This is a genomic window from Polaromonas sp. P5_D5 (assembly GCF_054049435.1).
In genome coordinates this window covers 93985-115012 of record NZ_JBFUMJ010000005.1, presented here as the reverse complement: position 1 = coordinate 115012, position 21028 = coordinate 93985, and the positions used below count along the sequence as shown (strand labels likewise).

The 21028-nt window shown below is 58.2% G+C and carries 22 protein-coding genes and 2 tRNA genes; 12 read left to right on the top strand and 12 right to left on the bottom strand.

The window, feature by feature from the left end; all coding sequences use genetic code 11:
• Positions 1 to 49: 49 nt before the first annotated feature.
• Entirely contained in the window at positions 50 to 1129 is a 1080-nt protein-coding gene (mutY, locus tag ACXJKE_RS19180; RefSeq protein ID WP_457282190.1) for an A/G-specific adenine glycosylase, read from the top strand.
• Positions 1130 to 1178: 49 nt separating this feature from the next.
• Here the strand turns inward: mutY and rapZ are convergent, their stop codons facing one another.
• From rapZ to ACXJKE_RS19165, 3 genes are read right to left on the bottom strand one after another with little or no spacing between them, the layout of a single operon-like run.
• Entirely contained in the window at positions 1179 to 2045 is an 867-nt protein-coding gene (rapZ, locus tag ACXJKE_RS19175; RefSeq protein ID WP_457282189.1) for an RNase adapter RapZ, read from the bottom strand.
• Positions 2045 to 3688: a DNA repair protein RecN gene (recN, locus tag ACXJKE_RS19170; RefSeq protein WP_457282188.1), complete on the bottom strand. Its 1644-nt coding sequence runs from the start codon at positions 3686 to 3688 to the stop codon at positions 2045 to 2047. The genes rapZ and recN overlap by 1 nt, the downstream gene beginning before the upstream one ends.
• A gap of 17 nt (positions 3689 to 3705) precedes the next feature.
• Entirely contained in the window at positions 3706 to 4581 is an 876-nt protein-coding gene (locus ACXJKE_RS19165; protein ID WP_457282187.1) for an NAD kinase, read from the bottom strand.
• Positions 4582 to 4630: 49 nt separating this feature from the next.
• Here ACXJKE_RS19165 and hrcA point away from each other — a divergent pair, with 49 nt between their 5' ends.
• The 5 genes from hrcA to greB all read left to right on the top strand — a co-directional run bounded on the left by hrcA (position 4631) and on the right by greB (position 6913).
• A complete protein-coding gene (hrcA, locus tag ACXJKE_RS19160; RefSeq protein WP_457282186.1) occupies positions 4631 to 5650 on the top strand; it encodes a heat-inducible transcriptional repressor HrcA in 1020 nt (339 codons plus the stop codon).
• A gap of 24 nt (positions 5651 to 5674) precedes the next feature.
• Positions 5675 to 5751: transfer RNA gene (locus tag ACXJKE_RS19155), tRNA-Ile, on the top strand.
• A 27-nt stretch (positions 5752 to 5778) separates the two neighbouring features.
• Positions 5779 to 5855 (top strand) — tRNA-Arg (locus tag ACXJKE_RS19150).
• A 192-nt stretch (positions 5856 to 6047) separates the two neighbouring features.
• On the top strand, positions 6048 to 6302 hold the full coding sequence (locus ACXJKE_RS19145; protein WP_457282185.1) for a hypothetical protein: 255 nt from the start codon (positions 6048 to 6050) through the stop codon (positions 6300 to 6302).
• A 44-nt stretch (positions 6303 to 6346) separates the two neighbouring features.
• Positions 6347 to 6913, top strand: a complete 567-nt coding sequence (gene greB / locus ACXJKE_RS19140; RefSeq protein WP_457282184.1) for a transcription elongation factor GreB — start codon at positions 6347 to 6349, stop codon at positions 6911 to 6913.
• On the opposite strand, the gene ACXJKE_RS19135 is transcribed toward greB, so the two are convergent.
• The 4 genes from ACXJKE_RS19135 to ACXJKE_RS19120 all read right to left on the bottom strand — a co-directional run bounded on the left by ACXJKE_RS19135 (position 6910) and on the right by ACXJKE_RS19120 (position 11093).
• Entirely contained in the window at positions 6910 to 9156 is a 2247-nt protein-coding gene (locus tag ACXJKE_RS19135) for a RelA/SpoT family protein (RefSeq protein ID WP_457282183.1), read from the bottom strand. The two genes, greB and ACXJKE_RS19135, sit on opposite strands and share 4 nt — an antisense overlap.
• A gap of 109 nt (positions 9157 to 9265) precedes the next feature.
• Entirely contained in the window at positions 9266 to 9469 is a 204-nt protein-coding gene (rpoZ, locus tag ACXJKE_RS19130) for a DNA-directed RNA polymerase subunit omega (protein ID WP_011482283.1), read from the bottom strand.
• Between the two features lie 42 nt (positions 9470 to 9511).
• The gene (gene gmk / locus ACXJKE_RS19125) at positions 9512 to 10132 is read right to left on the bottom strand and encodes a guanylate kinase (protein WP_457282182.1); all 621 of its coding nucleotides are present in this window, start codon (positions 10130 to 10132) and stop codon (positions 9512 to 9514) included.
• A gap of 43 nt (positions 10133 to 10175) precedes the next feature.
• The gene (locus ACXJKE_RS19120; protein WP_457282181.1) at positions 10176 to 11093 is read right to left on the bottom strand and encodes a YicC/YloC family endoribonuclease; all 918 of its coding nucleotides are present in this window, start codon (positions 11091 to 11093) and stop codon (positions 10176 to 10178) included.
• Between the two features lie 70 nt (positions 11094 to 11163).
• Between ACXJKE_RS19120 and ACXJKE_RS19115 the strand changes: the two genes are divergently transcribed.
• The 6 genes from ACXJKE_RS19115 to ACXJKE_RS19090 all read left to right on the top strand — a co-directional run bounded on the left by ACXJKE_RS19115 (position 11164) and on the right by ACXJKE_RS19090 (position 16210).
• Positions 11164 to 12171 (top strand): serine/threonine protein kinase, encoded by a 1008-nt coding sequence (locus ACXJKE_RS19115; RefSeq protein ID WP_457282180.1) that lies wholly within the window; start codon positions 11164 to 11166, stop codon positions 12169 to 12171.
• A complete protein-coding gene (locus tag ACXJKE_RS19110) occupies positions 12168 to 13070 on the top strand; it encodes a PP2C family protein-serine/threonine phosphatase (protein ID WP_457282179.1) in 903 nt (300 codons plus the stop codon). The genes ACXJKE_RS19115 and ACXJKE_RS19110 overlap by 4 nt, the downstream gene beginning before the upstream one ends.
• A gap of 129 nt (positions 13071 to 13199) precedes the next feature.
• Positions 13200 to 13928, top strand: coding sequence for a ribonuclease PH (rph, locus tag ACXJKE_RS19105; protein ID WP_457282178.1), 729 nt, complete (start codon positions 13200 to 13202; stop codon positions 13926 to 13928).
• A gap of 45 nt (positions 13929 to 13973) precedes the next feature.
• Entirely contained in the window at positions 13974 to 14585 is a 612-nt protein-coding gene (gene rdgB, locus ACXJKE_RS19100) for an RdgB/HAM1 family non-canonical purine NTP pyrophosphatase (RefSeq protein WP_457282177.1), read from the top strand.
• A gap of 157 nt (positions 14586 to 14742) precedes the next feature.
• The gene (hemW, locus tag ACXJKE_RS19095; protein WP_457282176.1) at positions 14743 to 15927 is read left to right on the top strand and encodes a radical SAM family heme chaperone HemW; all 1185 of its coding nucleotides are present in this window, start codon (positions 14743 to 14745) and stop codon (positions 15925 to 15927) included.
• 55 nt (positions 15928 to 15982) lie between these two features.
• Complete coding sequence (locus ACXJKE_RS19090) at positions 15983 to 16210, top strand: hypothetical protein (RefSeq protein WP_457282175.1); 228 nt, start codon at positions 15983 to 15985, stop codon at positions 16208 to 16210.
• A gap of 69 nt (positions 16211 to 16279) precedes the next feature.
• Here the strand turns inward: ACXJKE_RS19090 and ACXJKE_RS19085 are convergent, their stop codons facing one another.
• From ACXJKE_RS19085 to ACXJKE_RS19065, 5 genes are all read right to left on the bottom strand, one after another.
• Positions 16280 to 17362, bottom strand: coding sequence for a hypothetical protein (locus ACXJKE_RS19085; RefSeq protein ID WP_457282174.1), 1083 nt, complete (start codon positions 17360 to 17362; stop codon positions 16280 to 16282).
• An 11-nt stretch (positions 17363 to 17373) separates the two neighbouring features.
• Positions 17374 to 18516 (bottom strand): DUF4034 domain-containing protein, encoded by a 1143-nt coding sequence (locus ACXJKE_RS19080; protein WP_457282173.1) that lies wholly within the window; start codon positions 18514 to 18516, stop codon positions 17374 to 17376.
• Between the two features lie 269 nt (positions 18517 to 18785).
• Positions 18786 to 19094, bottom strand: coding sequence for an I78 family peptidase inhibitor (locus tag ACXJKE_RS19075; RefSeq protein ID WP_457282172.1), 309 nt, complete (start codon positions 19092 to 19094; stop codon positions 18786 to 18788).
• Between the two features lie 55 nt (positions 19095 to 19149).
• Positions 19150 to 20079 (bottom strand): hypothetical protein, encoded by a 930-nt coding sequence (locus tag ACXJKE_RS19070; RefSeq protein WP_457282171.1) that lies wholly within the window; start codon positions 20077 to 20079, stop codon positions 19150 to 19152.
• Positions 20076 to 20924 carry an AAA family ATPase gene (locus tag ACXJKE_RS19065; protein WP_457282170.1) on the bottom strand — a complete coding sequence of 283 codons (849 nt, stop codon included), beginning with the start codon at positions 20922 to 20924 and terminating at the stop codon, positions 20076 to 20078. Before ACXJKE_RS19065 ends, ACXJKE_RS19070 begins: the two co-directional genes overlap by 4 nt.
• Between the last annotated feature and the right edge of the window lie 104 nt (positions 20925 to 21028).

The following is a 21028-nucleotide window of genomic DNA, read 5'->3' as shown; positions in this document are numbered from 1 at the left end:
GACGCGGTCGCGACCCACCAAGACCCCTTCGGGGCGAAAATCGGTTGCTGTGAAGCAAACGGCCTCATGCCAGTTGCCCGGATTTTCCGGGGAAATTGTGCGCTGGCAGGCTTCGCACGGACGCAATAGCCTTCCCTGGCAAAACACACGCGATCCCTACCGCGTGTGGCTGTCTGAAATCATGTTGCAGCAGACTCAGGTCGCAACGGTTCTGGATTATTACGCGCGATTCCTTTCACGCTTCCCGACGGTGAAGGAGTTGGCTGCGGCTTCCGAAGACGATGTGCTGGGTCTATGGAGCGGGCTGGGTTATTACAGCCGTGCGCGCAATCTGCACCGCTGCGCTCAGGATGTAGTGGCATTGCATGCCGGGCAATTTCCGGAGACGGCCGAGCAGCTCCAGACCTTGCCAGGCATAGGCCGTTCAACCGCCGCGGCCATCGCCTCGTTTTGTTTTGGCGAACGTGTTGCGATTCTGGATGGCAACGTCAAACGGGTGCTAACGCGGGTTCTGGGTTTTTCCGCCGATCTGGCTCAAAGTGCCAATGAACGGGCGCTTTGGAACACGGCTGCAGAGCTGCTGCCTGAGCAGGACCTGCCCGAAACCATGCCGCGCTATACGCAGGGACTGATGGATCTGGGTGCCACGATTTGCGTGGGCCGCCAGCCCCAGTGCCTGTTATGCCCGGTACAAAACCTGTGCCGCGGTTTTGCCGCCGGTGATCCCGGCAAATATCCCGTGAAGACACGAAAGCTCAAGCGCAGTGCGCAGTCGCTGAGTCTGTTGTGGGCGCAGAAGCCGGATGGTTCGGTCTGGCTTGAAAAGCGCCCCAGCCGGGGAATCTGGGGTGGGCTTTACTGCCTGCCGGTTTTCGAGAGTGATGAGGCACTGACTGCGGATTTGCCGGCTTCCTTGCGGGAAAGGCTCGATCCACTGCCAGGTTTTGTCCACGTGCTGACACACAAGGACTTGCACCTGTCGCCGTGGATCGCAGGTTTTCGGGCCGGGCAAACCATGCCCAGGTCTCTGGTTTCGGATGAACGGCCCGGTGCGTGGTTCGACCCCGCCGAATGGCCTGCACTGGGGCTGCCCGCGCCCATACGCAAACTGTTGGAACGGGACGCCTAGGCCTGCCCGCTTTACTGGAAGATGAGGCCGTGCCCAGCCTTATCTGGACTCAAACGGCGTCGAGCTCGCGATGCCGCTTCAGCGTTCGCCATTGTTGGCCGAAAGCTGCGGCCAATTCCTCGACAAGGTAGACGGAACGGTGTTGGCCACCGGTGCAGCCGATGGCCACGGTCACATAACTCCGGTGGTCACGTACCAGTGCATGCAGCCAATGGCTGAGAAACTGCTCGATATGGCGGAACATGTCGTCCACTTCCGTGTGGGCCTTGAGATAGCTTGCCACGGTCTCATCAAGCCCGGTCAGGTGGCGCAGACCCGACTCATAGTGCGGGTTGGGCAGCATGCGAACGTCAAACACGTAATCCGCGTCCAGCGGCACGCCCCGCTTGAAGGCAAACGACTCGAACACCAGCGTGAGCTGGGTGCTGGGAGCGGAGATCAGCGACTTTACATAGCCCTGTAGCTGTGATGAGCGGATCATGCTGGTGTCGAGCACGTGGGCCTGCTCGCGCATTTCGCCCAACAACTCCCGCTCCAGCTCTATGGCGTCTACCAATGCCCGGTGCTGGTCGGAGGCGTCAATGCGCGACAGAGGGTGAAGCCTGCGCGTTTCGGAAAAGCGGCGCACGAGAGTTTCCGTGTTTGCATCCAGGAAGAGGGATTGCACCGCCACGCCGGAAGCGCGCAACTGCCGCAATTGCTGGGGTACCAGGGGAAGCGAGACTGCGCTTCGCACGTCCATGGCAATGGCAACTTTCTGGGCGCCGTGCTGCTGCTCCAGTGCGACGAAGGGCGTCAGCAATTCCGGTGGAAGGTTGTCCACGCAGTAATAACCGGCGTCTTCCAGTGCATGCAGGGCAACCGATTTTCCGGAACCCGACATGCCGGTGATAAGAACCATTTCCAGCGCTGCCATCACTGTCCCAGCATTTCCTTGGCGTGGGCTAGCGTGGTGCCGGAAAGCCGCTCACCGCCGAGCATGCGGGCGATTTCAGCCACGCGCTGTTCCCCATTCACATGGTCTACGGTACTGAGGGTGGTGCCGTTTTCGGCTCGCTTGGCAACGACAAGGTGCTGGTCGGCACAGGCCGCTACCTGCGGCAGATGGGTGACAGCCATGACCTGCCGGTCTTTACCCAGTTGTTTCATCAGCCGTCCGACGGTTTCGGCCACGGCACCCCCCACGCCCGAATCAACCTCATCAAATATGAGCGTTTGCGCCTGCCCCAACTGGCTGGTAGTGACGGCGATGGCCAGCGCGATGCGCGACAACTCGCCGCCGGAGGCGACCTTGCCCACGGGGCGAGGTGTGCTGCCGGCATGGCCCGCTACCAGGAACTCGGCTTGCTCCAGCCCGTGCTGGGCTGGTTGCTCAAGTTTGTTGAGTGCCACGTCGAATTTTCCGCCCTGCATGCCGAGGCCCTGCATGGCCTGGGTAATGGCTTTGGCGAGTTTGGGTGCAGCTTTGTTGCGCGCCTTCGACACCTGCCCGGCTTCGTCCAGGTAGGCTGACTTTGCCTGGCTTTCGTTTTTTTCCAGTTGAACCAGATCGGCGGCTTCGTCGAGTTTGTGCAGCTCAGCCCGCCAGGAGGCCAGCAGTTCGGGCAGTTCGGCCGGGGTGCGCTTGTAGCGCCGTGCCAGGCTGACCCACAGCGAAAGACGTTCGTCGAGTTCGGCCAGCCGTTGGGGTTCCAGCTCGGCATGCCGTGCATAGCCGTTGAGTGAATGCACCGCATCTTCCATCTGGGCCAGAGCGCCATTTAACACCTCGAGGATGCCCTTGAACTCGGGTTCGATGTGTTCCTGGCCTTGCAACGATGCAATGGCTCGCCCCAGCAGTGCGGTGGCGTTCTCGTCGGACTCCTGCAATGCGTCGACGGCGGCCTGTACGGCATCGCGCAGAGCTTGCGCGTTGGACAATCGCCCATGCTGGGCATTCAGCTCGTCCCATTCGGCGGTCCCGGGTGCCAGCTTGTCGAGTTCGCCGATTTGCCACGCCAGCCGCTCGCGTTCGCGCTGCAGGCTGTCTTGCGCTTCGCGTGCGTCATTCAATGTTTTCTGGGCGAGCCGCCATTGTTGCCACAGGCGTGACAACTCGCCGGTAGAGACTTCTGCATAGGAGTCGAGCAAGCCGCGTACTGCGTCGGGGCGGGTCAGACTTTGCCACGCATGCTGGCCGTGGATGTCCACCAGCTGGTCGGCGATGTCCTTGAGCTGGGTGGCTGTTGCCGCGCTGCCATTGATCCAGGCGCGGCTTTTACCTTGCGCGTCTATCGTGCGCCTGAGCAGCAGGGTTTCGCTGCTGTCGAAGCCGGCTTGTTCCAGCCAGGGGGCCAGGCCGGCGGGGCTGTCAAACTCTGCGCTGATTTCGCAGCGTGCGGCGCCTTCGCGAACCACACCAGCATCGGCTCGGGCGCCCAGCGCCAGCTGCAGTGCGTCAATCAGGATCGATTTGCCCGCACCGGTTTCACCGGTGAGCACCGAGAAGCCGCTGGACAAATCCAGCTCAAGCTTGTGGACGATGACAAAGTCGCGAAGCGATATGGTTTTGAGGCTCATACTTGAATCCTGGCCGGTCAGGCCACGCCTTCGTTCCAGTGCAGCTTTCTCCGGAGTGTGTCGAAATAGCTCCAGCCTTTGGGATGCAGGAAACGCATTTGGTGTTCGGAGCGCCTGACAGTGATGCGGTCGCCATGCAACAGACTGGCCAGCGACTGCATGTCGAAGTTGGCGCTGGCGTCGCGGCCAGAGACGATTTCAATGGTAATTTCGCCCGAGTCCGACAGCACAATGGGCCTGTTGGACAAGGTATGCGGTGCAATCGGCGCCAACACCCAGCCGGCAATCGATGGGTGCAGCAAGGGCCCTCCCGCTGAAAGGGCATAGGCCGTGGAGCCGGTCGGTGAGGCGATGATCAGGCCGTCTGCGCGCTGGTTCGCCACAAAGCGGCCATCCACTTCCACGCGGAGTTCCACCATACCGGCGGTCGCTCCGCGGTTCACGACGACGTCGTTCATGGCGGTGGCACTGAAGACGCACCTGCCGTCACGCACGACCTCGGCCTGCATCATCCAGCGTCGATCTTCTTCATACTCGCCACGCAACATGGGGATGAGTGTGTTCTGGTAGTCCTCAAAGGCGATATCGGTGATGAACCCCAGCCTGCCCTGGTTAATACCCACCAGGGGGATGCCGAATTGGGCCAGCAGCCGGCCTATGCCCAGCATGGTGCCGTCGCCTCCCACGACGAGGGCGAGGTCGCACTGGGCACCTATGCCAGCTGCGTCAAGGGTCGGGAACTGGGTCAGTCCGGTGTTGCTGGCGGTGTCCTGCTCGATCGCCACATCGCAACCCTGGGTGCCCAGGAAGTGTGCGATCTCCTCCAGTGCTGACCGGGAACCTTGTGCGTGGTACTTGCCGATCAATGCGACATGGCGAAATTGCGACTTCATCGGCAAATTACATCACAACATGGCAACCGAAGCTTCGTAGAATGGCACCATGCTTGATGATCGTGCCCGATTGCTGCTGAAAGCACTCGTTGAACGCTACATTGCCGATGGACAGCCGGTAGGTTCGCGTACGCTCTCCAAAGCTTCCGGCCTTGAACTGTCTCCGGCCACCATACGCAATGTGATGAGCGACCTGGAGGAGCTTGGCCTGATTGTCAGCCCGCACACCTCGGCAGGGCGTATTCCCACAGCGCGGGGTTACCGGCTCTTTGTCGACACGATGTTGACTACCCAGCGCGACTCCTTGTCGTCGTCGGGCCATATCGGTGCGCCGCGGCTGGCACCTGATCAACCCCAAAAAGTGCTCAGTAATGCGGCGCACATGCTGTCAAGCCTGTCGCAATTCGTGGGTGTCGTCATGGCGCCACGCCGGACGTCGGTATTTCGCCATATCGAGTTTCTGCGCCTGTCCGAAAAACGCTTTCTTGTGATCATCGTCTCGCCCGACGGCGATGTGCAAAACCGGGTTATCTTCACCGAGGCGGACTACACGCAGTCCCAATTGGTTGAAGCGGCCAATTTCCTCAATTCACATTACGCCGGCATGGCGATCGAAGAGGTGCGGGAGCGCCTGAAGAACGAGGTGGAAGCCCTTCGCGGTGAAATCGCTACGTTGATGCAGGCGGCGGTGAAGGTCAGCTCGGAGGCCATCGAATCGCGCGACGAGGTGGTTATTTCCGGCGAACGCAATTTGCTGGCCGTCAGCGACTTCTCCAGCGATATGGGTAACCTGCGCAAGCTCTTTGATCTCTTCGAGCAAAAGGCGCAGCTGATGCGGCTCCTTGATGTTTCGAGCCGCGCCGAGGGAGTCCGGATTTACATCGGCGGCGAAAGCCAGGTCATTCCGTATCAGGAGCTGTCTGTGGTGACGGCCCCTTATGAAGTCGACGGACAGGTAGTGGGAACCCTGGGCGTGATAGGGCCCATGCGTATGCCCTACGAAAAAATGATCCAGATTGTCGACATCACCTCCAAGCTGGTGAGCACCGCGCTCAGCCATAGCAAGTAGGCCCTTACAATCGATCCCTTGAGTGGGGCGTTAGCTCAGTTGGTTAGAGCAGAGGACTCATAATCCTTTGGTCGAGTGTTCAAGTCACTCACGCCCTACCATTTAAATAAGCTATAATTTGAGGCTTAGCGGCTGTAGCTCAGTTGGATAGAGTACTTGGCTACGAACCAAGGGGTCGTGGGTTCAATTCCTGCCAGCCGCACCACTTTCTTAAGTGATTTCAATAGCTTAGAGGCTCATCCCTCTAGGCTATTTTTCTTTCCGGGGGCCGCTTTAGGGTCCTTTTTCATACCGTTGCCAGCGCGATAGTGGTTTTCCTGGGACTGGGCGGCGCCGGACGGGCTGTACGTCCAACAAGAGCTCCGCTATTCTGGAAGCCTAATTCCGGAGGAGAAACATGGGATCACTGAATGTCGAGGACCACGGCGAGTGGCTCAGTTTTGGCTTGTCGTACGCGGGCAGCACCATTCCCGTCAGGATTTCGCGCGAGGCGATGGAGGAGTTCTTCGGCGCCGTGCCTGGGCCGGATTCCCTGAAAAAAGCGTATGAACAGGATGCTGAAATGATTCACGCCCGGGCCGCTGATCTGGTTGTGGCGGGCGTGAGCTACACGCCTGAAAATCCCCTCGTGCTGAAAATGGAAGATTTCTAGAGACATTCACGGCCGGCAGCCATGAATGCTATGGTGGCCGGAGCATGAACAAAGCCTTTACCAAAGAAACCGAGCCGGAGGATGACGAGCCGACGCTCGCACCCCTGCCTGCAGGTGGCAAAAACTACATCACGCCGCAGGGCTATGAGCATCTGCGCAGCGAACTTCTGGACCTGATCGACAGCGAACGTCCCAAAATGGTGGAAATCGTTCATTGGGCTGCCAGCAATGGGGACCGCTCCGAAAATGGCGACTACCACTACGGTAAAAAGCGGCTGCGGGAAATCGACCGGCGAATCCGGTTTTTGACGCAAAGACTGGAAATTGCGGAAATCAGCAACCCGTCGGTGCACCGCGGTAGCGACCAGGTTTTTTTCGGCGCGACAGTTGCCTATGCCGATGGCGAAGGAGTCGAGCGAGTCGTGACCATTCTCGGCATTGACGAAGCCAACAGCGCCCAAGGACAGATCAGCTGGATATCACCTGTTGCCCGAGCGCTGCTCAAATCGCGTGTTGGCGATGAAGTAAGTCTCGTGACTCCGCAGGGTGTACAGACGCTCGAGGTACTGAAAGTGGACTATCCCGCACCGGACAAATCGACAGCTGATTAGCCGGACGATTTGGCGCGTTGCACCCGCAGTACGGAAGGTGTGCGTTTCACGCTGCGCAAGGCGGAAGCCAGGTGGATGCGGTCGCGCACGGCCACGCCGAAGCGCAGGTCCGTGGCGTCATGCGAAGGCTCTTGGCCCATGTCGACATGGGTAATGTCCGCCTCGGCACTGGCCAATGCAGCCGCCACTCGCGCCAGGACCCCTTTCCCATTGGAGACGGTGACCAGGAGGTTTGTTTCAAACGTCCGCACAGGCTCGTCGGACCAGTCCACGGCGATAAAACGCTCGCTGTCACGGTGCTGCAGTCGCTTGGCGACAGCGCAGTCATCAGTATGTATCACCAGACCTTCACCGCGGCCCAGGTAGCCCACGATGCCGTCGCCAGGAATCGGGCGGCAACAGGGGGCAAACTGTACGGAGGCGCCTTCACTCCCATCGATCACCAGCGCGCCTTGCGACACAGACTCATGGGCGGTGTAGCGCTCACGGCTCATGAGCAGGGCATTGGGTTTTTCACCGGTTTCGGCAAGCAGGGTGACGATGCGCTTGGCCACCATGCTGGCGATCCGTTTGCCCAGCCCGATGTCGGTTAGCAGATCGGCACGTGACCGGTTGCCGGTAAAACGCAGGATCTTTTCCCAGGTGGCGTGGTGGGCCTCATCGTCGTCGGGGAGACGTTCGCGTTCGATACCCTCTGCACGCAACGCCTGTGCGAGCATTTTCTCGCCCAGGTCCTGCGACTCGGAAAGCGCCATGGTTTTCAGATGGTGGCGTATTTTGGAGCGGGCTTTCCCCGTGCGTACGAATCCCAGCCAGCCGGGGTTGGGGCTGGAGACCGAAGCCGTGATGATTTCGATCACGTCGCCGTTATGCAACTCGGACCGAAGCGGCACCTGCTCGCCGTTGACTTTGGCCGCCACGGCGCGGTGCCCCACGTCACTGTGAATGGCGTAAGCAAAGTCCACGATGGTCGCGCCACGCGGCATGGCCATGATCTGGCTTTTCGGCGTGAACACATAGACCGCCTCAGGAAACAGGTCAATCTTGACGTGGTCCCAGAACTCGGCAGCATCGCGTGTTTCCTGCTGGATGTCGAGCAGCGATTGCAGCCACTGTGTCCCCAGCCGCTGCGAAGCGTCGCCATCCGGGTCGGTGGCCTTGTAAAGCCAGTGCGCTGCGACCCCGGATTCCGCCACCACATGCATGGCTTCGGTGCGCATCTGGAACTCGATGTTGGTACCGAAGGGGCCAACCAGTGTGGTGTGCAGTGACTGGTAACCGTTGATCTTCGGGATTGCGATGTAGTCCTTGAACTTTCCGGGCAGGGGTTTGTAGAGCTGGTGCAACACCCCCATGGCCGTGTAGCAGGCCGTCAGGTCTTTCACGATCACCCGAAACCCATAGAGATCGGTCACCTGGGCAAACGAAAGGTGCTTTTCATCCATCTTGCGGTAGATGGAGTACAGCGTCTTTTCTCGTCCCGAGATCACCACCGGCACATGGGCGCCGGTAAAGGCCGATTCGACCTCTCCCTGCACCCGCTTGATCACGTCGCGTCGGCGGCCGCGGGCCTTCTGCAACGCCTTGGTCAAGGTGGCGTAGCGCCAGGGGTGCAGGTGCTGGAAGGAAAGGTCCTGCAATTCCCGGTAGGTCGTGTTCAGGCCCAGGCGGTGGGCGATGGGCGCGTAAATGTCCAGGGTTTCGCGCGAGATCCGGGTCCATTTGGCGCGCGGGACATCGCCCAGCGTGCGCATGTTATGCGTCCGGTCAGCCAGCTTGATCAGGATGACCCGCACGTCGCGTGCCATGGCCAGCAGCATCTTGCGGAAAGACTCCGCCTGGTTTTCTTCCCGGGTGTTGAATTCCAGCTTTTCGAGTTTGGTCAGCCCGTCCACCAGTTCAGCCACCGGCGCGCCGAAACGCTCGATCAGCTCGGGCTTGGTGACGCCGCAGTCTTCAATGGCGTCATGCAGCAGGGCGGCCATGAGCGCCTGTGCATCCAGCTTCCACTCGGCGCATTGTTGCGCGACGGCGATAGGGTGGGTGATATAGGGTTCGCCGCTGTTGCGCAGCTGGCCCAAGTGGGCCTCATCTGCAAAGCGATAGGCGCGGCGGACATTGTCAATGTCGGCAGCGCTCATGTAGTCGAGTTTCGCCGTGAGCGCAGCAAAGCTTGCCGCTGCTGCGTTGGCGGCGGCGGGGGTCGACTTGCTGGAAACAACAGGCGAAAGCATGGCGCTCATGCCTTAAATGTATCGCGGCATGAATAAATCATGAAAAAAATGGACTTTATGAGGCCATAAATGAAAAAAGCACCGCATTGCGGTGCTTTTTTGCGGTGCCAGATTTGACTCAGGATGGCACTTTTTTCAGCATTTCGAGGCCAATCTTGCCTTCTGCGATCTCGCGCAGAGCGGTAACGCCAGGCTTGTTCTTGCTTTCAATCTTGGCGGCGTGCCCCTGGCTGAGCATGCGTGCACGATAGGTGGCAGCCAACACCAGCTGGAAGCGGTTCGGGATTTTTTCGAGGCAGTCTTCAACGGTAATGCGGGCCATGGTGATCTCCGGTGTGATCGATAACGGGGAAAGCGGGTGAAATCAGGGAATTTGAAGGGCCTGGAAGGTTTCGGCGCGGGCTCGCCGCTGGGCCGAAAACTTGAGCCTTTGGGCATGCACAATGGTTTTCAGGTCGAAAACTGCCCGCTCAAATAACTCGTTAATTATAACGAAGTCGAATTCCCGGGCCTGGGCCATCTCGGTGGCCGCGTTTTTGAGCCGCAATTCGATGACTTCGGCACTGTCTTCGCCACGCCGCTGCAGGCGCGAGCGCAGCTCTTCCCAGCTTGGCGGGAGTATGAAAATCAGCACCGCATTGGAAAAAATCCGTTTGATGTTGATCGCCCCCTGAAAGTCTATTTCCAGAATCACGTCGGCGCCGGTGGCTATTCGCTCTTCAATGGTCTGCCGCGAGGTGCCGTAGCGATGGCCGTGCACATGTGCCCATTCCAGGAAGGAGTCGCGCAGCACCATGCCGTCAAAGTCCTCGGGCGAGAGAAAAAAGTACTCCCTGCCATGCTTTTCCTGGCCGCGTGGAGGGCGCGTGGTGTGCGACACCGCGGGCTGGATGCGTGAATCCAGTTCCAGAAGGGCCTTGACCAGGCTGGATTTGCCGGCCCCGCTGGGGGCGGCTACAACAAAGAGGTTTCCGGGGTAGTCCATGCGTTCTGGGCGGTGATTTCGGTGTTTTAGGCTAGGGGCGGGGCTATTCGACGTTCTGGACCTGCTCACGGATCTGCTCTATCAGCACTTTCATGTCGACGGAAATGCGTGTCAGTTCGAGGGATGCCGATTTGGAGCCCAGTGTATTGGCTTCGCGGTGCAGCTCCTGGATCAGGAAATCCAGGCGCTTGCCCAGTTCCCCGCCGTTTGCCAGAAGGCGGTCAATTTCATCCAGGTGCGAGGAGAGGCGGGTGATTTCTTCCGCGACGTCAATGCGGATGGCAAAGGCTGTGGCCTCTGTCAGCGCCCGGTCCTGTGCAACTTCCGGCAGCGTGGCGCCGTCCGACAGCGCCATGGCTTCTTTCCAGCGTTCCAGGAAGCGGGTTTTCTGCTGCTCAACCAGTTTGGGCACCATGGGCACCGCCAGCGCTGCCAGCGCACGCAGCTGTCCCGTGCGGTCAAGCAGCATGTCGGCCAGCCGGGCGCCTTCGCGTTCGCGGGCCGCCATCAGCTCTTTCAAGGCTTTTTTGGCCAGCTTGAGCAGCTCATCGCTGTAGTCGTGTGGTTTTTTGTCCTCATTGGTGGCGATCCGCAGAATATCTGCCACGCTGAGTGCGGGTGCCTGCGGCAGCCAGGATTTGATACTGTCTTCCAGCGACCCGAGCCGTTGCAAGGTTGCCGAAGATGGCGCGCGCAGGGTGCTGGCCGAGGTACTTTCCAGCGAAACCCGCACTTCCACCTTGCCGCGCTTGAGCTTGCCGGTGAGCAATTCGCGCAATGCGGGCTCGGCCTGCCTCAATTCGTCGGGCAGGCGAAACGCCAAATCAAGAAACCGGCTGTTGACAGAGCGTATTTCGACGCCCAGACGGGAGCTGGCATCCGCGCCCGATTCAGTTTCCGGGGCGGATTGCGCCATGCTCGATTGCACGGCTGCATAACCCGTCATGCTGTAAACTGACATTTAAAAATACGCTTTACTAGAGAGAGAACAAGACCCAGACTGACCAAGTCATTCTGGCTCATCCCAAATTATGTCAAAGGTCAAGCCCGCACCATTGCCGCCCGACACCGTGATTGGTGGCTATCGTGTTGTGCGAAAGCTTTCAGCCGGTGGCTTTGGCGTAGTTTACTTGGCCGTCGACAACGAGGGCCAGCAGGTCGCCATCAAGGAGTACCTGCCGTCGTCCCTGGCTGGCCGGGCCCCGGGGGAATTGCTTCCGCAGGTCCAGGCTGAAAAACTCTCGCTGTACCGCCTGGGACTCAAAAGTTTCTTCGAAGAAGGCCGTTCACTGGCCCAGATTTCACACGGCTCCGTGGTCAGTGTGCTGAATTTCTTCCGTGAAAACGAGACCGTTTACATGGTCATGAACTACCTGGAGGGCGGAACCCTGCAGGATTTCATCATCACTGCCCGTGAGCTGAAAAAGCAGAAGGTCTTCCGCGAGTCGACCATCCGTTCGCTTTTCGACGAAATCCTTCGGGGATTGCGCATCGTGCACCAGCACAAGATGCTCCACCTGGACATCAAGCCCGCCAACATCTTCATTACCGACGACAACCGCGCCGTCATGATCGACTTCGGCGCAGCCCGAGAGGTGCTGAGCAAGGAAGGCAACTTCATCCGCCCCATGTACACCCCGGGCTTTGCTGCCCCCGAGATGTACCGCAGGGACTCCTCCATGGGTCCGTGGACCGATATCTATGCGATCGGCGCCTGCATTTACGCCACCATGCAGGGCTATCCCCCCAATGATGCGCCGCAGCGCCTTGAAAAAGACCGTTTGTCGCTAGCCCTGTCCCGTTTGCGTGGCGTGTATTCCGACAACCTGATTGAGGTCGTAGAGTGGTGCATGTCCCTTGACCCCTTGTCACGGCCGCAGTCGGTATTTGCATTACAAAAAGAATTGAGCAGGGAAGGTGAGCGTCGTTACACCAAACTCACCGTCAGCGAAAAGGTTCGCCTTCAGTTTGACAACATGGTGTCTGACACGAAAAAAACAGCGCGCAAAGCCACTGGCTACGCGACTAAATTCAAATGAAATTCTCAGTCTTTCAGGTAAGCCGAAAAGGCGGGCGCGAGAAGAACGAAGACCGCATGGGCTATTGCTACACGCGAGAGTCGGGCCTGTTTGTGCTGGCAGACGGCATGGGCGGCCATCCTGAAGGCGAAGTGGCGGCGCAGCTTGCGCTGCAGACCATTTCCGCGCTGTACCAGAAAGAAGCGCGCCCTGTCATTGAAGACACCACCGAATTTCTTTCAACCGCGCTGATGGCGGCGCACCACCAGATCATTCGCTACGCCAGCGAAAAAGGCATGCTCGACACGCCCCGCACCACGCTGGTCGCGGCGATTTTGCAGGGCACCGGAGCCACTTGGGTCCATTGCGGCGATTCACGCCTGTATGTGGTGCGAGACGGCGAACTGCTGACACGCACCCGCGACCACTCCTACCTGGAGCAGCAGAGCGCCGGCGTCATCAAGCTCGAACGCATCAACCGCAACATCCTGTTCACCTGCCTCGGTTCTCCGACAAAACCTGTTTTTGACGTTGCCGGGCCCGTGACCCTGCAGCAGGGCGACAAACTGCTGCTCTGCTCCGACGGTCTCTGGGGCAGCCTGAGCGACGAGGAAATTGTCCGCCAGCTGGCCGGCAAAGGGGTTTCGGATGCCGTCCCCGACCTGGTCGAAAATGCCTTGCGTACCGGCGGCGAACACAGCGACAACGTCACCGTGCTGGCCATGGAGTGGGAAACGCCCGACGCCTTCGAATCCACCCGGGGGGTGTCTACCGACAGCATCATGGACGGCGTTTTCGCCTCGACCATCCAGGCCGGCGTGCTGGATACCGTGGTGGACGACCTTGACGAAGCGACCATTGAACGCTCCATCGCTGAAATCAACGAAGCCATTCGCCGCTCAGCCGCAAGAAAAGCCTGATACCCCGGCTTAGCCGTTTCGGTGGCTGCGCCTTCGGCGCCGCTTGCCTCTCCCGTTCCCGCTCCATTCCAGTTCCATCCCCCTCAATTCCGCCATTCAATCCGGCGCCTTGCCAGAAAGCCATCCACCATGAGTCAGTTTGAACGAAGCGGCGCGCGTGCGGCCGACGCCCTGCGCCCCGTGCGCATCACCCGCCACTACACGGCCTACGCCGAAGGCTCGGTGCTGATCGAGTTCGGCGGCACCAAGGTGCTGTGCACCGCCTCCGTTGAAGAAAAAGTGCCCGGCCACAAAAAGGGAAGCGGCGAAGGCTGGGTCACGGCTGAATACGGCATGCTGCCCCGCGCCACGCACACCCGCGGAGACCGCGAAGCCGCCCGAGGCAAGCAAAGCGGCCGCACGCAAGAGATCCAGCGCCTCATCGGCCGGTCAATGCGGTCGGTGTTTGACTTGAAGAAACTCGGCGAGCGCACCATCCATCTTGATTGCGACGTGATTCAGGCTGACGGCGGCACCCGCACCGCCAGCATCACCGGCGCTTTTGTGGCTGCGCAGGACGCCGTCAATACCCTGCTGGCCAGCGGCAAGCTCCAGCAAACCCCCATCATCGACCACGTCGCCGCGATCTCGGTCGGCATCGTGCAAGGTACGCCCCTGCTGGACCTGGAATACACCGAAGACTCCGCCTGCGACACCGACATGAACGTCGTCATGACCGGCGCCGGCAATTATGTGGAAGTGCAGGGCACTGCCGAAGGTGCGGCGTTCTCGCGCAAGGAAATGGACGCGCTGCTGGTTCTGGCCGAAAAAGGCATCGTCGAACTGGTCGGCATGCAGAAACAGTCGCTATCAAATTAATAGCTGCTCGCGCAGACCCCTATTGGCCTGGAGCCTTTTTTCGTTATGAAGATCGTACTTGCGTCGAACAACCAGGGCAAACTCGCCGAGCTCAAGGCCATGCTTCTTCCCCTGGGCCTGACGCTGGTCAGCCAGGCTGAGCTGGGCCTGCCGGAGGCTGACGAGCCCTTTCGCACCTTTGTGGAAAACGCACTTGCCAAAGCCCGCCAGGCGTCGCGCCTCAGTGGCCTGCCCGCGCTGGCCGACGACGCCGGTTTGTGCGTGGACGCTTTCGGCGGCCTGCCCGGCGTGGACACCGCGTTTTACGCCACGCAGTTTGGTTACGCCAAGGGCGACGACAACAACGTCAAGGCCTTGCTCGAGCAGATGGCCGGCCTGACCCAGCCCGCCCAGCGCCGCGCCGCGCTGGTCAGCACCCTGGTGGCGGTCCGGTCTGCAGAAGACCCGGAGCCACTGATTGCCTCAGGCCGCGTGGCCGGAGAAATCGCACCCGCGCCCGTCGGCAGCAACGGCTTCGGCTTTGACCCCGTGATGTACATCCCCGAGTTCGGCAAAACCTTTGCACAGTTGCCCGTTGAAGTCAAAAACGCCAACAGCCACCGAGGCAAAGCCGCACAGCAAATGATCGAACTCCTGCGCGAGCGCTGGAGAATATGAAACACCCCGTGGCTTCGCGCACTTCGTGTCGCGGCCTCCCCCTCAAGGGGCGGCACCTGCGGTCCGGCGAAGCCGGTCCCGCGGTGTCCACTGGCCTGAGCTTCAACGGATGTGAGGCTTCGTCCCTGCCATATTCGTTCAGCGATCAGAACCCATCATGAAAGACATCCAGCACTACATGCGCAGCGGCACGCTGCAGCTGGCCGCGTTGCCGCCGCTGTCGCTGTACGTGCACCTGCCCTGGTGCCTCAAGAAATGCCCCTATTGCGACTTCAATTCGCACGAGGTCGCCGGTGAAATGCCAGAGCAGCGCTACATCGACGCCGTGGTGGCCGACCTGGAGGCCGCGCTGCCCCTGATCTGGGGCCGCATGGTGCACAGCATCTTCATTGGCGGCGGCACACCCAGCCTGTTTTCACCCCAGGCCATAGACCGCCTGCTCGCCGACATCCGCGCACGCCTCAGGCTGGAAGCCGACTGCGAAATCACGCTCGAAGCCAACCCCGGCACCTTTGAGAAAGACCGCTTCAAGGCCTTTCGCAGCGCCGGCGTCACGCGCCTGTCCGTCGGCGTGCAGAGCTTTGACGACAAGCACCTCAAAGCCCTCGGCCGCGTGCACGACCGCGCCCAGGCCATCGCCGCGGTAGAAGAAGCCGCACAGGCCTTCGACACCTTCAACCTCGACATCATGTACGCGCTGCCAGGCCAGACCATGCAAAACCTGGAGCAAGACATGCGGCAGGCGCTGGCGTTGCAGCCGCCCCACATCTCGATTTACCACCTCACCATCGAGCCCAACACCTACTTCGCCAAATTTCCGCCCGTGGTGCCTGAGGAAGACACCGCCTACGCCATGCTCGACAAAATCACCGAGATCACGCAGGCCGCCGGGTTGCAGCGCTATGAGGTGTCCGCCTACGCCAAGCCCGGCCACCGCTGCTTTCACAACCTCAACTACTGGCAGTTTGGCGACTACCTCGGCATAGGCGCCGGCGCCCACAGCAAGCTCAGCTTTGCGCACCGTGTCGTCCGCCAGGTGCGTTACCGTGAGCCCAAGCTATATATGGAAAAGGCCCTGGCCGGTGAAGCCGTCACGCAAGAAACAGAAGTCAGCCGCGTTGACCTGCCGTTCGAATTCATGCTCAACGCCCTGCGCCTGCGCGACGGCTTCAAGCTGCAAGACTTCACCGAAAAAACCGGCCTGCCCATCACCGCCATCCAGCACGGCCTTGAAGAAGCCGAGCGCAAGGGCCTGATCGAGCGAGACTTCATACGCGTCAAGCCCACCGAGCGCGGCTTTGATTTTTTGAACGACCTGCAGACATTGTTTTTGGCCGACTAGCACCCACGTCAACGCCCAACGCCAACGTCAACGCAACATCCCGTCTACAAAATCTATGGAAACACCGGCCATCATTTTTCTGGTTATCAGCTGCGCCATCAGCTTCGCGCTGGGCCGGCTGTTTGTGCACTTCCGCGACAAAAAGCGCAAAGAAAAACTGCAGGCGCGCGAAGCCGAAGCATTGCGCAACCGCCCCCCAGAACCCGAGTCCCTCAACAAGGCCAAGCGCAAGCGGCAGCTTCAGCAACAGAGCAAGCTCAGCAAGGGTCGTGATAGCCGTTAAGCCGGGTGCGCAAGCCGTATCTTCCGGCGCGATTGCGTCAGAAGATCCAGGGTCGTATAAGTGTTCGGCTTATCTGGCCACCCATTTCGCGCAAGCTTCATACGATTTTCCGGCCAGCCAATAGCTGCTGTTCAATTCTTCCTTCGGCAATTGCTTCATGGCTTTCAGAAACGTGGGCTTGTCTTGTTTGGCGCATGCATAGCTCGGATAGAGGTTTTTAAAATACGGATCTGGGTAGCGCGCAATCAGGTCTTCAAAACTTGCTTTCATTCGCGGCCAGTTCATTTTTGATCCGGGCAGCAAAGCTCGAGTCCGGTGAATATAAAGTCGTGCATACATTGAGCTTCCTTCGGTAGCCCGTTGCTGCTCACTCCAGTAATTGATAAAAGCATCAATGGCTTCCCAGTTCCCGTCCTCCGCTTGAGCCATGCTGTCCAGCGTATTTCTATAAAGATAAAAATCCCTCGGCCAACGCTTGACGGCATTCTTTAAGGTCGCTGCGATATTGGCATTGGCAGATCTTGAGTCAAGAGCAATGGCGAGCGTCAGCATGTCCCACATCGGCGTAGCTTTCAACTCGGTGGGCGCGTCATCAAGTATTTTTTGTGCGGCAGCAAGCCTGCTGTCATAGAGCTCCCAAGCCTCGGGAGATATCGAGTTCGGTCCTCCCGAGCCGCGCGCGTTCCACGCATTGGCGTATTGGTAGCGGGCTTCAGCAAAAACTGCAAAGTAAGAATTCGGAACAGCAGACTTCCAGCGTTTGATTCGGTCTTCTTCCAGTGGCAACGTTCCAGGTGCGGGCATTGCCAAACGGAACCCCATATACGGCGCGGTAGCCATGGGCTCACCTGCGGGGAAATTCTTGCCCGATGCAATCAACTCCTTAAGCGACCGTTCCAGTGCTTTAAAGCTCTCCAGCGTGTACAGCAGCTTGAGGTTTGACGCGGCAGTCTGAAAATTGGGCCAATAGTCGTTGTTGCATGGCGGGCTTCCAGGTGGGCTATGGCAACGCCAGGGAATTTCATCGTCGGATGCAGCAGATGCCGTAGCAGCCAAGCCAACCCCCAGCACGGCAAGAATGCATCCCTTCTTCAGATGGCTGCGCCAGTTTTGGAAAACCGGGGTCATTTTCAAATCGATGAGTTTCAGCATGCGGTGGTGCCCTATTTTGAAGCCCATAACGTACAGACATCGTAGGAGTTGCCCGGCAGCCATAAATTGACACGAAGCTGCTCTTTGGGCAGCTGGCTAATGGCCTTGGCATATGCCGGCTTGTCCCTGGCGAAACAGGTATACGCGGCATAAAAGTTTTTAAACTGGGGATCGGGATAGCGCGCAACCAGATCCTCAAGACTCGCACGCATCCTCTGCCAACTCATCTTTGTGTCGCTCGGAAGTGCGTATTCTCTCAAGTCAATATACAGGCGGGCATACATCGACAATCCTTCGGTAGCCTGTTGTTGCTTGCTCCAGTGATCGATAAAGGCCTCAACGACCTCCCAGCTGCCACCCCACTTTGGGGTCAATCGCGAGGCTGCAGTTGAGTAAAAATCGAATTGCCGCGGCCACTGCGTCACTGCCGCCTTGAACACAGGAGCTATCTTTTTTTTGTTCGACCTTGAGTCAAGCGCAACATCAAAGGCCACGCTATGCCAAAGGGGCGTCTTTTTTGCTTCTGCTGGCGCGCTGTCGAGAAGTTTCTGCGCAGCCCGAAGTCTGCTCTCGAACAGCTTCCAGGATTCGGGTGAAACGGTGTTGGCATAGCCGCCGCCTCGTGCATTCCACGCATCCGCATGCTGGTAGGCCGCCTCAGCGAGGACGACAAAATGCGAATTCGGAAACGCGGTTTTCCAGTGCGCCAGTTGCAGACGCTCAGGTTCCCCCGCCCCTGGCGTCAAAAAAATTTGGCGAAACGCAAAACCGGGCGCACTTGATAACGGCTCACCCGTAGGAAAGTTTTTGTCAGAGCCTGATAGCTCTTTGAGCGCCCGCTCAAGCATGGCGAAATTTTTCAGCTGATGGTTCAAGTAATAGAGCAGCTTCAGGCGATCTTTGGTGGTTGCAAGGTCTGGCCAATCTTCACCTTTGCAGACGTCACCCTGGAAGCCCCAGCAACTCCACGGGTACATGCCCAGTTTCTTGAATTCCCGTGGCCTGGGGCCACTGGCTGATACCGCTTCAGAAGCAGCCAATGCAGCGGCTGGTGCCGTTTCAGAAGCAGCTACTGCAACGGTCAGAAACCCGCCAAATAGCAAGACGAACGCGCAAACTTTCTTCAGGAAGGCGTTCCAGTTGTTGATAGACATTCGCAGCCTTTGATAAGTGGAGCAGATGGCCAGCAGAGGCTGCCGAACGAAGGAAGAATATCAGCAACGGGTCGCTTTGCGTCCTTCAAATTAAGGGCTTGCGTGGGGAGGCAACAACAACATTCAGGTTGATATGTCGGCCTGCCAAACCTGGCAATCCATCGAACGTAGTCTGCTCAGCAAGGCCGGGCGCAAGCAGCCGCAGCAACTTGAAAACAAAAGAAGTCAAAAACCACAAACGCTAGCCGGCTTCCGTGCCGGCCTATTTTTTAACCACAGCTGACGTGCGTCACGCGCCCGGCAGCATCCACCGTCAGGCTCAGCCGATCAGCATTGAACTCCATCGTCACGACCTGCCCAGGCTTGAGAACCCGGACGGTTTTGGTGCCGGCGCGTGTGCGGGCTTCTTCTTCAAGTGCCGCGTTCGTGTTGCGGCCCACGGCAAATTGGGCTGGTGCGGCGTTGCAAGGTCCGCTTGACGGCGCAGATGCTGGCGTTGATGCAGCAGGGCCTCCAGCGCAGGCGGAGAGGGCTATCGGTAGGGCAAGTGCGAGAGCGTTGGGCAAATGCGTGCGCATGGCTAGGTCCTTTCATGGAGGATTTTTTGGAGCTTACCGCTGTTCGCTCCCTTACTTACGGAAGTGCTGCTCCAAGTTGTTGAATTCCGGCCATGAACGGGCTACACATGCGGCATGGAGTTCTACTGCCAACCTGAGCCACTAATGTGCAAAGCACCCGCTCACCCGCACCATTGAAGTTGGAATCGGGCACTTTGGGACCGTTCTCCAAGTGCTTCTCCAAGACTAATTGAAGCCACTTTCCTTTGAAGTACTGAAGTGGATTGGAAGACTGGAGACTACGGTCAACAATTGAAGCTACAGACGAAAATATTCTGTTGAACTGCGCGGAAGTCATACCTAGTGCAGTTTGCAGCGCGACCATATGAGCTTGCAAAGCAGGACGGTCCGTTGGGCGCAGATAATTTTGATTGATATTGGATGGCCGCAGATAGGTGCTGCCCGTGTTTATATTGTGCTTATGTGAAATAACACAGAGCACGATCCATTCCTTCCAATTGGCTGCGGACTTTTTGATCCAAGTAGATGGATTACCTATTAATGCCGCAGCCTGGTGATTGGTAATCGAACATGCGTCAGCAACTGCGTCAATCAGCCCACCCTGTTGAAATAGATGACCTTCTAGGTCATAGGTGCTGGTGTACCGGAAGTGCGGCGATCTGACGCAGCGACGCGTCAGATCATCAATATCTTTGTCTGCAAAGAATAGACAAAGCATTTTCTTTCCAAACGCAACATAGTTCAGTTGACGCCGCCTTCGCATAAACCGGAACAATGTCAACAGCGTAGATTTTCCACCCGTGTCGCTCGGAAACTCTTTCATGGCAATCACTTGGTGACCCCAAGTCTTGCCAGGAAAGGCCGTGTAAACCATCCGATCAGCAAAAGGGCGGTCGAGCCCACCTTCGACAAATACAAACATCTGGTTTCGCGATATTTGCAGGCTTCGAAGAAAGCCTTTGTCCGAGTGAGTCAACCGTTTCATAGCCGAAAAATACATTCATCAGCTACGTCTGCCATGATCTCCGGGGAATGAGATGCCACGAGAAGCTGGCATGCAGGGTTAAGTGATTGAACGGTTTTTACAAATGTTCGCTGCCAGTCTATGTGCATCGATAACTCGGGTTCGTCGATTAGGATCGCATTTTGGCTTGCAGTCATTGCAGACAACAGGATCTTAATGAGATGCTTTTCACCAGACGAGAGATTGGCGAGAGAAATACTCTTGCCATCCTCCAGTAAAACCTGCAATTCGTTATTGGCTAGCGCGATTGATTTGCCGCGTGAAAATAGTCCTTTAATTGTTGAAGTAAACCGATCGATCGGTGCCATCGCATTCTCGATTCGACGTTCAACATTGTCCAAGTTGTCAACTATTCGTCTCAAGTTCTCGTCCTTGTCATACCTCTTTTTAAAGGTTGTTATGGACCCCAGAGAAAGAGAATCGGAGTGCGATTGCCTACTTAAGAATTTGGCTACTCGTTGATGAACGGCGACGGCGTCTAGGTTCGTATTTTGAAGAGCCTTTTTATCTGGATTTAACACGTGTCTTAAGACCGTGCGTAGGCCTTCCTCTTGAATCTGACGAACCTCTAGCAGCGTTTTTGAATAAAACTGCAACCATGCACGGTTAACTGATTCTGCAAACGCTTGGTCTAGCTGTCGTTCTGCGACGTTGGATGATTTATTCTCAACCATCGCTCTAACACGCGTATCGCCGAGATACAGACGAGTCGTAGGCAAAAATGTATGCGCCCAGCGTTTTGGAGTGGTTGGGTGCTGTTTGAGGCTAGGTGTTAATTTCCACTCATTGGAGGAGCCAGCTCTCATCGCATATCTGTAGATCAGATCATCATGTTCCGACGGGTCGCGTTCAAGCGCCAGTAGCTGCTGTCGGATTCCGTCGTCGATGACTTTCTCCGCTCTTTCCCATA

Coding starts and splice junctions, on each gene's coding strand:
- ACXJKE_RS19120 (WP_457282181.1), bottom strand. CDS start 11,093: ATGTCAGTTTACAGCATGACGGGTTATGCAGCCGTGCAATCGAGCATG.
- ACXJKE_RS19075 (WP_457282172.1), bottom strand. CDS start 19,094: ATGCGCACGCATTTGCCCAACGCTCTCGCACTTGCCCTACCGATAGCC.
- ACXJKE_RS19085 (WP_457282174.1), bottom strand. CDS start 17,362: ATGCTGAAACTCATCGATTTGAAAATGACCCCGGTTTTCCAAAACTGG.
- greB (WP_457282184.1), top strand. CDS start 6,347: ATGAACAAAGCCTTTACCAAAGAAACCGAGCCGGAGGATGACGAGCCG.
- recN (WP_457282188.1), bottom strand. CDS start 3,688: ATGAGCCTCAAAACCATATCGCTTCGCGACTTTGTCATCGTCCACAAG.
- ACXJKE_RS19145 (WP_457282185.1), top strand. CDS start 6,048: ATGGGATCACTGAATGTCGAGGACCACGGCGAGTGGCTCAGTTTTGGC.
- hrcA (WP_457282186.1), top strand. CDS start 4,631: ATGCTTGATGATCGTGCCCGATTGCTGCTGAAAGCACTCGTTGAACGC.
- ACXJKE_RS19115 (WP_457282180.1), top strand. CDS start 11,164: ATGTCAAAGGTCAAGCCCGCACCATTGCCGCCCGACACCGTGATTGGT.
- rapZ (WP_457282189.1), bottom strand. CDS start 2,045: ATGGCAGCGCTGGAAATGGTTCTTATCACCGGCATGTCGGGTTCCGGA.
- rdgB (WP_457282177.1), top strand. CDS start 13,974: ATGAAGATCGTACTTGCGTCGAACAACCAGGGCAAACTCGCCGAGCTC.
- ACXJKE_RS19070 (WP_457282171.1), bottom strand. CDS start 20,079: ATGAAACGGTTGACTCACTCGGACAAAGGCTTTCTTCGAAGCCTGCAA.
- ACXJKE_RS19090 (WP_457282175.1), top strand. CDS start 15,983: ATGGAAACACCGGCCATCATTTTTCTGGTTATCAGCTGCGCCATCAGC.
- rph (WP_457282178.1), top strand. CDS start 13,200: ATGAGTCAGTTTGAACGAAGCGGCGCGCGTGCGGCCGACGCCCTGCGC.
- ACXJKE_RS19135 (WP_457282183.1), bottom strand. CDS start 9,156: ATGAGCGCCATGCTTTCGCCTGTTGTTTCCAGCAAGTCGACCCCCGCC.
- ACXJKE_RS19080 (WP_457282173.1), bottom strand. CDS start 18,516: ATGTCTATCAACAACTGGAACGCCTTCCTGAAGAAAGTTTGCGCGTTC.
- ACXJKE_RS19165 (WP_457282187.1), bottom strand. CDS start 4,581: ATGAAGTCGCAATTTCGCCATGTCGCATTGATCGGCAAGTACCACGCA.
- gmk (WP_457282182.1), bottom strand. CDS start 10,132: ATGGACTACCCCGGAAACCTCTTTGTTGTAGCCGCCCCCAGCGGGGCC.
- rpoZ (WP_011482283.1), bottom strand. CDS start 9,469: ATGGCCCGCATTACCGTTGAAGACTGCCTCGAAAAAATCCCGAACCGC.
- hemW (WP_457282176.1), top strand. CDS start 14,743: ATGAAAGACATCCAGCACTACATGCGCAGCGGCACGCTGCAGCTGGCC.
- ACXJKE_RS19065 (WP_457282170.1), bottom strand. CDS start 20,924: ATGAGAGCTGGCTCCTCCAATGAGTGGAAATTAACACCTAGCCTCAAA.
- ACXJKE_RS19110 (WP_457282179.1), top strand. CDS start 12,168: ATGAAATTCTCAGTCTTTCAGGTAAGCCGAAAAGGCGGGCGCGAGAAG.